Source organism: Janthinobacterium aestuarii, assembly GCF_051380835.1.
Lineage (GTDB): Bacteria > Pseudomonadota > Gammaproteobacteria > Burkholderiales > Burkholderiaceae_D > Janthinobacterium > Janthinobacterium aestuarii.
This window is the reverse complement of record NZ_JBNYXU010000006.1, coordinates 248,784-263,030: the sequence shown is the minus strand read 5'-3', so window position 1 is coordinate 263,030 and position 14,247 is coordinate 248,784. Positions and strand designations below refer to the sequence as shown.

The following is a 14,247-nucleotide window of genomic DNA, read 5'->3' as shown; positions in this document are numbered from 1 at the left end:
GCCGCTAATCTTCCGTGGCGGCCGTTTCGGACTGGGCCAGGCATTGCTGCAGCTTCGCGATCAGGGCGCGCACTTCGCCGCCGCCCAGGTCCAGCGGGTCGCCCTGCGTACCGACGGCGATCAGGCAGATGGACGAGCCGACGTGCCAGGCGTCCAGGCGTTCCTTTCCCTCATTCATATTGCTCTAACTCATCTTGCAGATCCCTCAGCAAATCAGCCGGCGCCACGATGCTGGCGCTGTCTTGCGGCACGGGGAACATGGAAGCCAGTTGGCCATTGTTCGCCATGCCGGGCAGCCATTTGTGCAGAAAATCGCCGAGCGCGATGGCGCGCGGCTGGAAGTGCGCCCAGTCGCCGCTGGCGCACGCTTGCGCGAATGCGGCTTCCGGCCAGAACGGGATGGCGACGCGGCCATGGGCTTGCGCCGTGGCCCAGCCATCATGGTACAAGCCCCACACTTCTTGCGTATCGGCTACCTTGCGCACGCAATAGTCGTAGCGCTGCTGCGCCGGCAACTGCATCACCTGCCTGAGCTTTTCAGGATGCACGGTTTTCCCCTATTCCGTCCCAGACCCGTAATTCCGGCCCGCACCAGCCCGTCACTATGTCGAGGGCGTCGAGTATCGTGTCTTCCAGCGGGCCATCCTGCGTGGCTGCACGCAGTTCGTGCAGCAAGCCGGCCACTTGCGCGGCCGTCACGCCGCTGGCATGGTAGCGCAGCAGGATGGTGCGCAGCGTGAATAAATCTGCCCTGGCGTCCAGCGCGGCCGGCAAGTCCCTGTCGATGTCGGCGATGATGGTTTGCGGCATCAATCAGCCTGCCACACGATGGCGGCCGGCCGCGCGCCACCCGTCTTGAAGAACGCGATGAACGCCTGCTGGCACAGTTCCGCGTCCACGCACCACGCTTCCGGATACATATCGACTTGGCCATTGCTGAGCAGATAGCTGCATTCCCCCGCTTCCTCTTCGTCGCCCAGCGAGTGGTAACCGAGGTCGTCCTGTCCCGACAGATACATGAGCCAGGCATTGCCGCCGTTGCGCAGCATGCACAGGGCCGGTCCTTGCTCGGCATCGTCGGCCATGGTCAGCCACAGCTCGCACTGGGCCAGCGCGCGCGCATCGATCAGCGCCTGTTCCAGCGCGGCAATGGTGTCAACAGCGCGCGCTTCGCCATGCAGATTCAATTCCATCGTCATGCGTTTTCTCCACTTAAATCCGCCGTCGCCAGGGCCGTGCTCAGATACAGCTTGCCGCTGAGGTCCTTTAACAGGCTGCTCTGGCGCAGGCGGTCCATCACGGGTCCCTTCACTTCGGCCATGTTCAGGCTGATGCCGCGCTTGGCCAGCCCGCTGTTGAGTTCGATCAAGCCCAGCAAGGCCGTGCTGTCGATCTGGTTAACGGCCGACAGCACCAGCACCAGGTGGCGCGCCGTCGGGTGTCCCCGCAGCTCGTCTTCCACGCGTTCAGTGACGGCTTCGACGTTGCCGAAGAACAGGCCCGCATCGATGCGCAGCAGCAAGACGTCCGGCAGGGTTTGCGCTTCATAGCGCTCCACGTTGCGGAAGTGCTCGCTATTCGGGATACGGCCCAGCACGGCGATGTGCGGGCGGCTGGCGCGCCAGATCAGGGTGCCCATCGACAACAGCACGCCGATCACGACACCCGCTTCCACGCCCAGCACCAGCACGCCGGCCGTCGTCGCCAGCAGGGCCAATGCATCGCTGCGGTCGTAGCGCCACGACAACTTCAAGGTATCCCAGTCCAGCAGGCTGCTGACGGCAAAGATGATGGTGGCCGCCAGCACGGGCAGCGGCAGCAGGGCCAGCCAGCCCGTGGGCGCCACCAGCGCCAGCGCCAGCAGACCGGCCGTAATGATGCTGGCCAGCGGCGTGTTGGCGCCCGCCTGGAAATTGACGGCCGAGCGGGAAATGGAGCCCGTGACGGGAAAGCCGCCCGACAGCGCGCTGGCCACGTTGGCCGCGCCCAGGCCCAGCAGTTCGCGGTTCGTGTGCAGCTTTTCACCGCGCTTTTGCGCCAGGGTCTGGGCGGCGGACATGCTCATCAAAAAGATGATGAAGGCGATCAGCAGCGCCGGCGACAGCAGGGTGCGCCAATGGGCGCTCGAGGTGGCCAGGTTCAGGCCCGGCAAGCCGCTGGGCACGTGGCCCGTCGTCTGCACGCCCATCGTTTCCAGGCCGCCATAGGCGACCAGCGCGATGCCGGCCAGCACCAGCGCCATCGGCGCCAGGCGCGCCCCCACGTCGGCCGCCACCTTGTTCAAGCCGCAGCGCTGCAGCAGGCGCGACAGATAGCGCTTGGCCAGCCACAGGAACAGCAGGCCGGACAGTCCCAGCACGAGGCTGGGCGTGTGCCAACGGGGCCAGGTGGCGCCCAGGAGCGGCGTGATCTGCCCCCAGATGATCAGGATCGCGGCGCCATTGCTGAAACCGCTGATCACGGGACGCGACAGGAAACTGGCCATGAAGCCCAGGCGCAGCACGCCGCACAGCAGAAGGACGAGGCCGCTGATGAAAGCCAGCTGGGCGGCCAGCACGATATACAGGGAGGAGCCGGGATCGGCCAGCGGTGCCAGGGCGGCGGCCGTCATCAGGGAAACGATGGCCATCGGGCCCACCGATTGCGTCATGCTGCTGCCGAACAGGGCGTACAGCACGGGCGGCAGGATGCTGGCGTAGATGCCCACCACCGGCGGCAAGCCCGCCACCAAGGCGTAAGCCATGCCTTGCGGCACCATCATCATGGCGACAACGATACCGGCAGTGATGTCTCCGGCCAACAGAGGACGCCGGTATTGCCTGAGCCAGAGCAGCATGGATGATCCCAAAATCTGAAAACCGAAGCCTATCATGCGACGCGGCTGGCTGACAGGGGGACGTACTTACTCTTGCAGCAATTGCGCCTTCACGGCGTCGAGGATTTCCGTCGACAGCGTTTCGTCATCGACGCAGCGCGCCAGCACCATGGCGCCCACCATGGCGGAAAACGTGGCGATCGCCTGCTGGCGCCGTTCTTCCGGCGCACCGTCGGACAGCAAGCCTTCCAGCAGCGCGAACTGCTGCTGCGTCGCCTTTGTAAACGCGGGACGCGCACCGGGCGACATGCGGGCCGCATCGACGCCCATGGCCGCCGCCGGGCAACCGCCGCCGGGCTGGTCGCGGTGCCGGGTGGTCAGGTAATTGTCGATAATGGCAGGCAGCGCCCGCTGCGGGTCGCTGACGACCTTCGCCCGCCAGCCTTCCAGCGATTTCTCAAGGGCATGCTGGCACGCCTCGATCATCAAGTCTTCCTTGGACGCGAAATGGCCGTAGAAGCCGCCATGCGTGAGGCCGGCGTTCTTCATCAGGTCGGCCACGCCGATGCCGTCATAGCCCTTTTCGCGGAACAATCTGGCCGCCACGTCCACGATGCGCTCGCGGTTCAGCGCCGCCTGCTCCCTGCTTACTTTCATGCTGCCCTCCCATATTTATGTCAACCATCATATAACTTTACGCGCGTTTTCGCCACTCTGTTAGCGAGCGCACCGTTTGATGCGGGTGCCGCGCCGATACTGGACCTTCGTTTACAAGGAGGCCAGCATGAACGAGAACAAGGACCAGTCCGCCGGCAATTTGCAGCGCAGCATCCAACAGGAGCAGGATCAGCACGATCAGCAGCACGATGCCGCCAAATCCGGCCAGGAAAGCAAGCAGCCCGTGCAGACGGGCCACCGCAGCCAACCCGTCCCGCCCCTGCCCGCCCAGCACTTGGACAAGCCGGGCATCGAAGGGCAGATGCAGCTGCAACCGCGCTTCCTGGCGCCCGATTACTGCGGCAGCGGGAAGCTGGCCGGCATGGTGGCCGTCATCACGGGCGGCGATTCGGGCATCGGCCGGGCCGTGGCCGTGCTGTACGCGCGCGAAGGGGCCGATGTCGCCATCATTTACCTGAACGAACACGCGGATGCCCACGAAACGAAGCGCTATGTGGAAGCGGAAGGCCAGAGCTGCCTCCTGATTCCCGGCGACGTGCGCGACCAGGGCTTTTGCCAGGATGCCGTCAGCCAGGTGATGGCCAAGTTTACGCACATCGACGTGCTGGTGAACAACGCCGCCTTCCAGGAACATGCGGAGTCCTTGCTCGACCTGAGCGAGGAACGCTTCGACCTCACCATGAAAACCAATGTCTACGGTTACTTTCACATGGCCAAGGCCGTGCTGCCCCATTTGCAGCGGGGCGCGTCCATCATCAACACGGGCTCCGTGACGGGCTTGCAAGGTTCGAAGCACTTGCTCGACTATTCCACCACCAAGGGCGCCATCCATGCGTTCACCATGGCGCTGGCGGGCAACCTGCTCGACAAGGGCATCCGCGTCAACGCCATCGCGCCCGGCCCCGTCTGGACGCCGCTCAATCCGGCCGACAAGTCGCCCGAAGACATTCAGAAATTCGGCCAGGATACGGACATGCGCCGCCCGGCCCAGCCGGAAGAACTGTCGCCCGCCTATGTCTTCCTGGCCTCGCCCGCCTGTTCCAGCTATATCAGCGGCATCGTCCTGCCCATCACCGGCAGCGTGGGGGAATAAGCGATGGCGCGCGCACTGTGGAAAGGCGCCATCAGTTTCGGCCTCGTGCACATCCCCGTCGAGATGATTTCCGCCAGTCTCGACCATGAACTGGACTTGTCCATGCTGGACCGGCGCGACTTCGCGCCCATCGGCTACAAGCGCTACAACAAGAAGACGGGCAAGGAAGTCGAGTGGGACGACATCATCAAGGGCTATGAATACAAGACGGACGAGTACGTGGTGCTGTCCGAGGAAGATTTACGGCAAGCGAATGTGAAAGCCACGCAAACCATCGACATAGACACCTTTGTCGATGCGGCCGAAGTACCGTTGACCTTTTACGAGCACCCGTATTATTTGCTGCCCGCCAAGGGCGGCGAGAAAGTCTATGCGCTGCTGCGCGAAACCTTGCGCAAGGCCAACAAGGTAGCCATCGCCAGCGTGGTCATGCGCACGAAGCAGCATTTGTGCGCGCTCGTGTGCGTGGGCGACGCCATCGTGCTCAACACCCTGCGCTACGCCGATGAAATCCGTGCCACGGGTGACCTGGACTTGCCGCCCATCACCATGAGGGCGGCAGGTATTTCCGACAAGGAGCTCAAAATGGCCCTGTCGCTGGTCGAAGGCATGAGCGACGAGTGGGAACCCGGGCAATACCACGACAGCTACCGCGAAGACGTGCTGGCGCTGGTGAAGAAGAAAATCAAGGCCAGGCAGACCAAGACCATCACACCGCCCGCGCCCGAGCGGGAAGAAGAGCAAAGCAGCAACGTCATCGACCTGGTCGCCCTGCTGCAGCAAAGCCTGGGCAAGAAATCGCCCGCCGCGCCGGCCCGCAAGCGCGCGGCCTCGTCCACGGCCCGCAAACCGGCACCATCGAGGCGCAAGGCGGCCTGAACCACTCCACCCGGCCCGGGAGACTCTTCAATAATACAAATGCATTGACTTTGATCAGGCTTCTCGCTACGTTATGCACAGGCCTGCCGCCCGGCAAGCCCTGTCATGCGTGCGGAAAAAATGGATGCCGAGTTAGATCAGCTTATCCTCAGCGGCGCCCCTGGCGGCGTTGTCATCACGAACGAAGCGCATGCCGTCGTGCGCTGGACGCCCGGTGCGCAGCGCATTTTCGGCTATGCCAGCGACGAAGCGCTGGGCCAGACGCTGTGGGAGCTGATCTCCTTGCCGGGACAGGCCGAAGCGTCCCTGCTGATCGACGAGCAGCTGGCCCAGAACGGCAGCTACGACCGCGAATCGCTGCGGCGGCGCAAGGATGGTGAACTCATCTACGTCGATGTCGCGTGCCAGCCCGCGCAGGCGGGAGTGGACGCGCCCCGCTACCTGATTTCCACCATGAAGGACACGACCTTGCTGAAGGCGGCGCGCGACGCCCAGTTCGTCGACGTGCGCTACCGCGTGCTGTTCGAATCGACGCCGGACAGCGTCATCATGGTCAATGCCACGGGTGCCATCGTGCTGGCCAACGAGCAGGCGCACCGCCTGTTCGGCTACGCGGAAGGCGAATTGAACGGCAGGCAAATCGATAACCTGCTGCCGCAACGCCTGCGCCATTCGCACGTGGCGCACCGCTCGCGCTATTTCGACCAGCCGCGCACGCGCACCATGGGCGCCGACCTGGAATTGCTGGGTTTGCGCAAGGACAACATCGAATTCCCTGTGGAAATCAGCCTGTCGCCGATCCAGACGGAGATCGGCACCTTCGTCATCAGCGCCATCCGCGATGTCAGCGACCGCCGCCGGGCCGAGCAGAAGTTCCGCGGCCTGCTCGAATCGGCGCCGGACGCCATCGTCATCGTCAACGGCGATGGCGAAATCGTGCTCGTCAATTCGCAGACGGAACGCCTGTTCGGCTACTCGCGCGCGGAGCTGCTGGGGCGCAACGTGGAAGTGCTGATTCCTGCCCGCTACGCACACGACCATCCGCGCCACCGCCAGTCGTTTTCCACGGCGCCGCGCGCCCGCTCCATGGGCGCGGGCCTGGAACTGTACGGCTTGCGCCGCGATGGCACCGAGTTTCCCGTCGAAATCAGCCTGTCGCCGCTGGAAACGGACGAAGGCGTGCTGGTCTCGTCGGCCATCCGCGACATGACCGAGCGCAAGCGCATCGAGCGCACGCTCAACGAACAGAAAATAGAACTCGAGCGAGCCAGCCAGGCGAAGGATCGCTTTCTCACCAGCATGTCGCACGAACTGCGCACGCCGCTGAACGCCATCCTCGGCTTTGCCCAGCTGCTGGCCAACGAATCCCTGCCCGCCACCGTACCGCAAAAGCGCGCCTTCGTGCAAAACATCGTCACCTCGGGGCGCCACCTGCTCACCCTGATCAATGAAATCCTCGACCTGGCAAAGATCGAATCGGGCAGCCTGAGCCTGTCGATGGAAGCAGTAACGCTGCCCGCGCTGATCGAGGAAGTGCGCGTGATGGTGGAAGAGCAGGCGCAGCAGCGTCATATCCACCTGGTTTTTCCGGCCTGCGAGCCGCTGACGGTCCGGGCCGACCATACGCGCCTCAAGCAAGTACTGCTGAATCTGCTGTCGAACGCCATCAAGTACAACCGCCCGGATGGCAAGGTAGAGCTGGAAATTTCACAGCCCGATGCGCAGCACGTGCGCATCGCCATCCGCGACACGGGCAAGGGCCTGGACGAGGCACAAGTGGCCGAACTGTTCCAACCGTTTAACCGCCTGGGACAGGAGGCGGGCAGCGAGGAAGGCACGGGCATCGGCCTCGTCGTCACCAAGCGCCTGGTCGAACTGATGGGCGGCTGCATGGGCGTGCACAGCTGCATTGGCGTGGGCAGCGTATTCTGGATCGAACTGGGCACCACGGCCGCGCCGCCCGCCAGCCGGCAGCCGGAAACGGAATATCCGCCCGAGCCCGTCGACGACAGCGGGGACGATGACGGCGGCCAGGCGCTGCTGCTGTACGTGGAAGACAATCCGGCCAGCCTGCGCCTGGTGGAAGACATCGTCAGCTTCCTGCCCCACCTGCGCATGATCTCGGCCACCGACGCGCGCCAGGGCATCGCACTGGCGCTGGAACGCCATCCCGACGTCATCCTGATGGATATCAACCTTCCCGGCATGAATGGCAATCAGGCGCAGCGCATCCTGCGCAACGATGCGCGCACGGCGCACATCCCCGTCATCGCCCTGACGGCCAACGCCATGAAGGGCGATATCCGGCACGGCCTGGCCTCGGGCTTTTTCCGCTACCTGACCAAACCCGTCGAGATTCCCCAGCTCAACGCTGCCATCGAGGAAGCCCTGCAACTGGCGCGCGCCACCCTGCCGCTCAAGCCGGAGGCGTAAAAGCCAGCTTTTTCATGGCCGCGTCGAGGCCTTTCGCGCTGCGCGCATAGCCGTTCCACGGCGCGTTGCCCACGCCGAGGCGCTTGTGTACATTCCCGACGTTCCACTGGTCGCCCGCCTTCAGTTCGTCGAGCTCCTCCCAGGCCAGCGGCACGGAAATGCCCAGCCCCGAGCGCGTGCGGGCCGACCACGCGCATACGGTGGTGGCGCCCCGGCCGTTGCGCAAATAATCGATGAAAATCTTGCCGACGCGATTCGCGGGACCGCTCTTGACGACAAACCTCTCCGGGATGTGCTGCGCCATGTGCGCCACGATGGCTTGCGAAAACGCTTTTACCGTATCCCAGTCGTGCTTGGGCCGGATCGGCACGACCACGTGCAAGCCCTTGCCGCCGCTGGTTTTCAGCCAGGCGGGCAAGCCCAGTTCCGTCAGGACGGCGCGCAGCAGCATGGCCGCTTCGCGAATGGCGGGCCAGGCCACGCCCTTGCCCGGGTCCAGGTCGAACACCAGGCGGTTCGGCGTGTCGTAGGCGCTGGCCAGCGCGTTTTGCGTGTGAAATTCCACCACATTCCATTGCGCCGCCGACAATAAGCCCTGCAGGCTGGCCACTTCCAGCATGGGCGGGTGTTCCGGGTCCAGCCGTGCATCGAGCTGTTTGATGCCTGGCATTGTCGAAGTATCAACGTGCTTCTGAAAAAATAGCTCGCCTCCGACACCAGCAGGTGCACGCACCAGCGACAGGGGGCGCCCGCGCAGGTGTACCAGCATCAGCTTGCCCACCAGCGCGTAATAGCACACCAGGTCGATCTTCCTGGCGCCGCTGTCGCTGTCGATCACACGATCCGCATGACTGACCTTGAAACTGGCCGGTAAGGCACAGCCCGGCATGGATTTGCTCTTCATTGTCTTTTCCTTCTCGATTCGCCGCGCCCGCTCGCGCACGATGGCGGCCGGCTTTTTATCTTCACGCAAGCCGTGAAACACGGCATGGCGCACGGCGCCGCCACTGGTCCATTGCGCAAAACTCACTTCGACCACCAATTGCGGCCGGACCCAGATGGGCTGGCGCACACCGCCCGCCTTGCCTTCAAACGGACTCGTCTCGATAGCCAGCGCATCGAGCCGGCGCCGCAAGTCGCGCAGGCTGGCATCGTCAAAGCCGCTGCCCACATTGCCTGCATAGCGCAGCTTGCCCTGCTCATCATGCACACCCAGCAACAGCGAACCGATCCCTTCGCGCGCGCCCTGCGGCGCCGTATAGCCGCCGATGACGAATTCCTGACGCAGCCCGCATTTGAGCTTGATCCAGTCGCCCGAGCGGCGCGTGACGTAGGGCGCGCCGCGCCGCTTGCCGATCACCCCTTCCAGTCCCAGGCGGCAGGCGTGGTCCAGCAGCCGCTGCGGGGCGGCATCGAGCGCGTCGCTGAAGCGCACCAGGGGCGACGCGGGCAAGCTCTGCAGCAACCCTTGCAGCAGCGCCCTGCGCGCCTCGACGGGCTGGCCCCGCAGATCGTGGCCATCGAAGTACGGCACGTCGAACAGGTAATACACGATCTCGCTGGTCGTTTCCGCGTCGAACGCGCGCTGCAAGGCGCCAAAATCCGGGTGCCCACTGGTGTCGTTGACGACGATTTCACCGTCATACCAGCCTGGCGGCAAGCTCAACTGTTCCAGCGCCTGCCGCAACTTCGGCAGTTTTGCCGTCCAGTCATTGCCATTGCGCGTGATTAACGCAATATGATCGCCATCGCAACGCGCGAGGATGCGGTAGCCGTCGAATTTCACCTCGAAAATCCAGTCTTGCGCATCTGGCGGCGGTGCATCGACGAGGGTGGCCAACTGGGGCGACAGGGTGGCGGGCAACCCGGCAGGCGGCGGCGCGGCCGCCACCTTGCGCTTGGGCATGGCCTTGTTCTTGACGCTGTCGGGGAACTCGTCCACGACAGAAAATTCCTCTGCGGGCCGCGCATAGTCGTCTTTTTCCTTGATCAGCAGCCAGGCAGGCTGCTTTTCGCTGCGTTTGTCTCCCTTGCCTTTCATGCGCACCAGCACCCACTTGCCATGCATCTTGTGGCCGTGCAAAGTGAACTTCAGCTCGCCGGCCGCCAGCGCCTTGCGTGCATCGGGCGTGGCTGCCTGGGGTTGCCACGTCCCTTTATCCCAGATGATGACCTTGCCCGCGCCATACTGTTTCTCGGGGATCGTGCCTTCAAAACTCGCATACGCAATCGGATGGTCTTCCACCTGCACGGCCATGCGTTTGTCGCGCGGGTCGTAGCTGGGGCCTTTCGGCACGGCCCAGCTTTTCATCGTGCCATCGAGTTCCAGCCGAAAATCATAGTGCAAACGGCTGGCCCAGTGCTTCTGGATGACAAAGGTGAGCACGTCATTCGCATCCTCGTCGCCACCTGCAGGCTCGGGCGTGACGGCGAAATTGCGCTTGGCTTGGTAGGTTTTCAAGGCGGCTTTCATGGCGGCCCCATGCGGTGATGATGGCTTCGAGTCTAGTCTGCGACAGATTCGGGCGCGGTACGCCAGCTAACAGAGTGCCTGCCCCGGCAAATGTAAGTGTTTGTAATTAGAAAAAAACGTGTCAACGGTATTGCCGCACGATGCGTTTTTGCCTCAGTGACAGGGGACTGATCTCCTGAACTACAACCCCACTTCTCGAGGAACTGCACCATGAAAAAAAGCATTTTCAACTTGACCGCTACTCTGATCGCCGGCTTGTTCGCTACCGCAGCCTTTGCTCAAACGCCAGCCGCGCCTGCCAAGGACGAAGCCAAGCACACCAAGGAAGTGGCAAAAGCGGAAGCCAAGGAAACCAAGGCCGTCGTGAAAGCCGATGCGAAAGAAGCGGCCGTCGTCGCCGATGCGAAAGCCGACGTGGCCAGCGCCAAGGCCGACGCCAAAGTCACCAAGGAAAAAGCCCATCACAAAGCGAAAAAAGCCAAGGCCAAAGCTGACGAAGCCAAAACTGAAGCGACCGCAGCAGCAGCCAAATAATCCATACGGCGGGTTTTTTGCGCCACGCAAAAAGACAGCTTCGGCTGTCTTTTTGCATTTTTACGCCGCCTTCCTCAATTAACGTCGCTTAAATCAGTCGATTGTAAGAAAGTGTAAACAAGGTCAACGGTAACCTTCCGGGCCGCGTTTTATGCTCAGTGACACGGGAATCATCCCTGCACCAACAGACGTACCAGACAAACCACCACTGAGGACTGCACCATGAAAAAAGTAATTGCAACCCTGATCGCCGGCCTGTTCGCAACCGCAGCCTTCGCCCAAACCCCGGCAGCACCTGCAGCCGCTCCGGCAGCCTCGGTTCCTGCCAAAGTGGAAGCGGCCCACGCCAAGGCCGTCGTGAAAGCGGACGCCAAGGAAGCGCAAGCCGTCGTCAAAGCGGATGCAAAAGAAGCGAAAGCAGTCGTCGCCGCAAAAACGGAAGTCGCCAGCGCCAAAGCGGAAGCGGCCACCACGAAAGCCAAGGCACACCACAAGGCCAAGAAAACCAAAGCCAAGGCAGACGAAAAACTGGCATCGGCCACCGCCGAAGCAGCACCAGTAGCGGCACCAGCAGCAGCCAAGTAATCCCCCCACACCATCGCTTGCCACTCGCCAGGAAAATACAATGAAAAAAGTTATCGCCACCCTCATCGCCGGCCTGTTCGCTACCGCAGCCTTCGCCCAAACCCCTGCCACTCCGGCAGCATCGGCAGCATCGGTTCCGGCCAAGGCGGAAGCGGCCCACACGAAAGCCGTGGTCAAGGCTGAAGCCAAGGAAACCAAGGCCGTCGTGAAAGCCGATGCGAAAGAAGCGGCCGTCGTCGCCGATGCGAAAGCCGACGTGGCCAGTGCCGAGGCCGACGCCAAAGCCACCAAGGCCAAGGCTCATCACAAGGCCAGCAAAGCCAAAGTAAAAGCGGATGCAGCCAAAGCGGCGGAAGCGACTCCAGCAACGCCAAGCAAGTAATCCACCGCGTTTCCAGAAAAAGACAGCTTCGGCTGTCTTTTTGCATTGCGGGACAACAAAACAACCAGAAAGCATCACCCGCACTCTGCCAGCCCTCATGTAAATCCATGTAAAGACAGGAAAAACGACGCTTTCCAGTCACAAAGTATTTGCCACTTTGGCCACTGCTCAAATAGAATTGCGAATTATTCTCATTCTCATTCATATTTTCAGGAGCCGTTTCATGTCAGGTCGCATCCTTCCATCATCCCGCCCAGCACTGTCGCTGCACCCGCTGGCCCTGGCTATTTCGCTGGCGCTGGGCGCCGGCATGGCGCATGCCGGCGATAGCTCTGCGGCCGATGGCGCTACCGACGACGTGCCGGTGATGCAAACCATTACGGTCATGGGCAGCAGCGATGCAACCGCGTACACGACGCGCAAGAGCGCATCGGCCAGCAAGTTCGACCTGTCGCTGCGCGATACGCCGCAAGCCGTCTCCGTCGTCACGCGCGCACAGATGGATGATTTCAAGCTCGATAACGCCAGCAAGGTGCTGGCGCAAACCACGGGCGTGACGGTCGAGGCGGTGGAAACGGACCGCACCTATTACACGGCGCGCGGCTACGACGTCACCAATTTCCAGTTCGACGGCGTGGGCCTTCCTTTCGTCTTCGGCAACGTGATGGGCGACCTCGATACGGCGCAGTTCGAACGCGTCGACATCGTGCGCGGCGCGAACGGCCTGATTTCCTCCACAGGCAATCCATCGGCCACCGTCAACTTCGTGCGCAAGCGCCCTAGCGCCGGCCTGGCCGCTTCCACCGGCGTCACGCTCGGTTCCTGGAATACGCGCCGCCTTGATGCGGACGTCTCCACGCCGCTCAGCGCCGATGGCAAGGTGGCCGCGCGCTTCGTCGTCGCGCATGAAGAAGGCGATTCCCACCTCGACCGCTATTCGCCGCGCAAGGATGTCGCCTACGCCATCGTCGAAGCGAAATTCACGCCGGACACCAGCCTGAGCGTGGGCCACAGCTACCAGAACAACCTGGCCAAAGGCGGCATGTGGGGCGCCCTGCCCATCGCCTACACGGACGGCACGCCGACCAACTACCCGATTTCCACCTCGACCTCGGCCGACTGGTCGCGCTGGAGCATCCTCAACAACAGCACCTTCGCCGAACTGGCACACCAGTTCAATGCCGATTGGCGCGTAACCGCCACCGCTACCTACAACCGCTCCACCTCCGACTCCAGACTGTTCTATGTCTACGGCACGCCGGACAAGGCCACGGGCGACGGTTTGTTCAGCTACCCTTCGCGCTATGGCTCGACCAACAAGCAGCGCCTGCTCGATGTCGCCGCCACGGGAAAATTCATGCTCGCGGGGCGCCAGCATGACCTCAGCATGGGACTGGCGTGGTCGAAATCCACGCTCGACGACGTGTCCTACTATGGCCGCGGCATCGGCACGGCCCTGCCAAATGGCACGGCGTTCGACGGCTCCTACCCGGAACCGGCGTTTGACGCCTCGACCGACGGCAGCGCCTACAAGGATGAACGCAAGAACGCCTACCTGGCCGCCCGCTTCAACCTGGCCGACAATGCCAAGCTGCTGGCAGGCGTGAATAGCGTCAAGGCCGACAGCACGGGCAGCGCGTATGGCGTCAGCCAGGCCAAGTCGCAAAGCGACATCACGCCGTATGTCGGGCTCGTGTACGACATCGGCCGCCATGTGTCGGCCTACGGCAGCTACACGGAGATTTTCAACCCGCAAAGCAACATCGACAGCACCGGCCAGACCCTGGCGGCGGCCACCGGCAAGAGCCTGGAAGCGGGCCTGAAAAGCGAGTGGTTCGACGGCCGCCTGAACCTGTCCGGCGCGCTGTTCAAGACGCGCCAGAAGAACGTGGCGGAAGCGGCTGGCACCACGCCCGACTTGAAGACCTTCTACAAGGGCGTCGATTCGGAATCGCAGGGCTTCGAGCTCGATGCATCGGGCGAACTGGCGAAGGGCTGGCAGGCGAACGCCGGCTATGCGCAGCTGCGCATCAAGAGCAACGACGGCAAGGATGCACGCACCTTCATCCCGCGCAAGCAATTCCACCTGGCCACCACCTACCATGTGCCGGCCGTGCCGGCGCTGAAAGTGGGGGCCAGCCTGACGTGGCAGGACGCCATCCACAACCGGATCGACGACAGCACCACCCTGCACCAGGGCGCGTATGCACAACTGGGACTGATGGCCAGCTACGCCGTCAGCCGCAACGTCAGCCTGGCACTGAACCTGAACAATGTGACGGACAAGAAGCACCTGACCAGCTTGTACTGGACCCAGTCGTTGTATGCGCCCGGCCGCAATGGCAGCGCCACCCTGAGCTGGAAATACTAGGGGC

The 14,247-nt window shown here is 63.0% G+C and carries 14 protein-coding genes; 7 read left to right on the top strand and 7 right to left on the bottom strand.

Annotated elements, in window-relative coordinates; all coding sequences use genetic code 11:
* Positions 1–4: 4 nt before the first annotated feature.
* The 6 genes from ACQ4WO_RS17770 to ACQ4WO_RS17745 all read right to left on the bottom strand — a co-directional run bounded on the left by ACQ4WO_RS17770 (position 5) and on the right by ACQ4WO_RS17745 (position 3,472).
* A complete protein-coding gene (locus ACQ4WO_RS17770) occupies positions 5–178 on the bottom strand; it encodes a hypothetical protein (protein WP_436482573.1) in 174 nt (57 codons plus the stop codon).
* Positions 171–548 (bottom strand): DUF2750 domain-containing protein, encoded by a 378-nt coding sequence (locus ACQ4WO_RS17765; protein WP_436482572.1) that lies wholly within the window; start codon positions 546–548, stop codon positions 171–173. Before ACQ4WO_RS17765 ends, ACQ4WO_RS17770 begins: the two co-directional genes overlap by 8 nt.
* Positions 538–810 carry a hypothetical protein gene (locus ACQ4WO_RS17760; protein WP_436482571.1) on the bottom strand — a complete coding sequence of 91 codons (273 nt, stop codon included), beginning with the start codon at positions 808–810 and terminating at the stop codon, positions 538–540. The genes ACQ4WO_RS17765 and ACQ4WO_RS17760 overlap by 11 nt, the downstream gene beginning before the upstream one ends.
* Complete coding sequence (locus tag ACQ4WO_RS17755) at positions 810–1,199, bottom strand: Imm1 family immunity protein (RefSeq protein ID WP_436482570.1); 390 nt, start codon at positions 1,197–1,199, stop codon at positions 810–812. The genes ACQ4WO_RS17760 and ACQ4WO_RS17755 overlap by 1 nt, the downstream gene beginning before the upstream one ends.
* Positions 1,196–2,836, bottom strand: coding sequence for a SulP family inorganic anion transporter (locus ACQ4WO_RS17750; protein WP_436482568.1), 1,641 nt, complete (start codon positions 2,834–2,836; stop codon positions 1,196–1,198). Before ACQ4WO_RS17750 ends, ACQ4WO_RS17755 begins: the two co-directional genes overlap by 4 nt.
* A 66-nt stretch (positions 2,837–2,902) precedes the next feature.
* Complete coding sequence (locus ACQ4WO_RS17745) at positions 2,903–3,472, bottom strand: TetR/AcrR family transcriptional regulator (RefSeq protein ID WP_436482566.1); 570 nt, start codon at positions 3,470–3,472, stop codon at positions 2,903–2,905.
* Between the two features lie 127 nt (positions 3,473–3,599).
* On the opposite strand from ACQ4WO_RS17745, the gene ACQ4WO_RS17740 reads away from it, so the two are divergent.
* The 3 genes from ACQ4WO_RS17740 (at position 3,600) to ACQ4WO_RS17730 (ending at position 7,898) form a co-directional block, all read left to right on the top strand.
* A complete protein-coding gene (locus ACQ4WO_RS17740) occupies positions 3,600–4,586 on the top strand; it encodes an SDR family oxidoreductase (RefSeq protein ID WP_436482565.1) in 987 nt (328 codons plus the stop codon).
* Between the two features lie 3 nt (positions 4,587–4,589).
* The gene (gene ku / locus ACQ4WO_RS17735; RefSeq protein WP_436482564.1) at positions 4,590–5,465 is read left to right on the top strand and encodes a non-homologous end joining protein Ku; all 876 of its coding nucleotides are present in this window, start codon (positions 4,590–4,592) and stop codon (positions 5,463–5,465) included.
* A gap of 105 nt (positions 5,466–5,570) precedes the next feature.
* Positions 5,571–7,898, top strand: a complete 2,328-nt coding sequence (locus ACQ4WO_RS17730; protein WP_436482563.1) for a PAS domain S-box protein — start codon at positions 5,571–5,573, stop codon at positions 7,896–7,898.
* Here ACQ4WO_RS17730 and ligD read toward each other — a convergent pair.
* The gene (gene ligD, locus ACQ4WO_RS17725) at positions 7,882–10,371 is read right to left on the bottom strand and encodes a DNA ligase D (protein WP_436482561.1); all 2,490 of its coding nucleotides are present in this window, start codon (positions 10,369–10,371) and stop codon (positions 7,882–7,884) included. The two genes, ACQ4WO_RS17730 and ligD, sit on opposite strands and share 17 nt — an antisense overlap.
* Positions 10,372–10,581: 210 nt before the next feature.
* Between ligD and ACQ4WO_RS17720 the strand changes: the two genes are divergently transcribed.
* From ACQ4WO_RS17720 to ACQ4WO_RS17705, 4 genes are all read left to right on the top strand, one after another.
* Positions 10,582–10,905: a hypothetical protein gene (locus ACQ4WO_RS17720; RefSeq protein ID WP_436482560.1), complete on the top strand. Its 324-nt coding sequence runs from the start codon at positions 10,582–10,584 to the stop codon at positions 10,903–10,905.
* Between the two features lie 222 nt (positions 10,906–11,127).
* Positions 11,128–11,490 (top strand): hypothetical protein, encoded by a 363-nt coding sequence (locus tag ACQ4WO_RS17715; RefSeq protein WP_436482559.1) that lies wholly within the window; start codon positions 11,128–11,130, stop codon positions 11,488–11,490.
* A 40-nt stretch (positions 11,491–11,530) separates the two neighbouring features.
* Positions 11,531–11,872, top strand: a complete 342-nt coding sequence (locus ACQ4WO_RS17710; RefSeq protein ID WP_436482558.1) for a hypothetical protein — start codon at positions 11,531–11,533, stop codon at positions 11,870–11,872.
* A 223-nt stretch (positions 11,873–12,095) separates the two neighbouring features.
* Positions 12,096–14,243, top strand: a complete 2,148-nt coding sequence (locus ACQ4WO_RS17705) for a TonB-dependent siderophore receptor (RefSeq protein ID WP_436482557.1) — start codon at positions 12,096–12,098, stop codon at positions 14,241–14,243.
* The last annotated feature ends 4 nt before the right edge of the window (positions 14,244–14,247 follow it).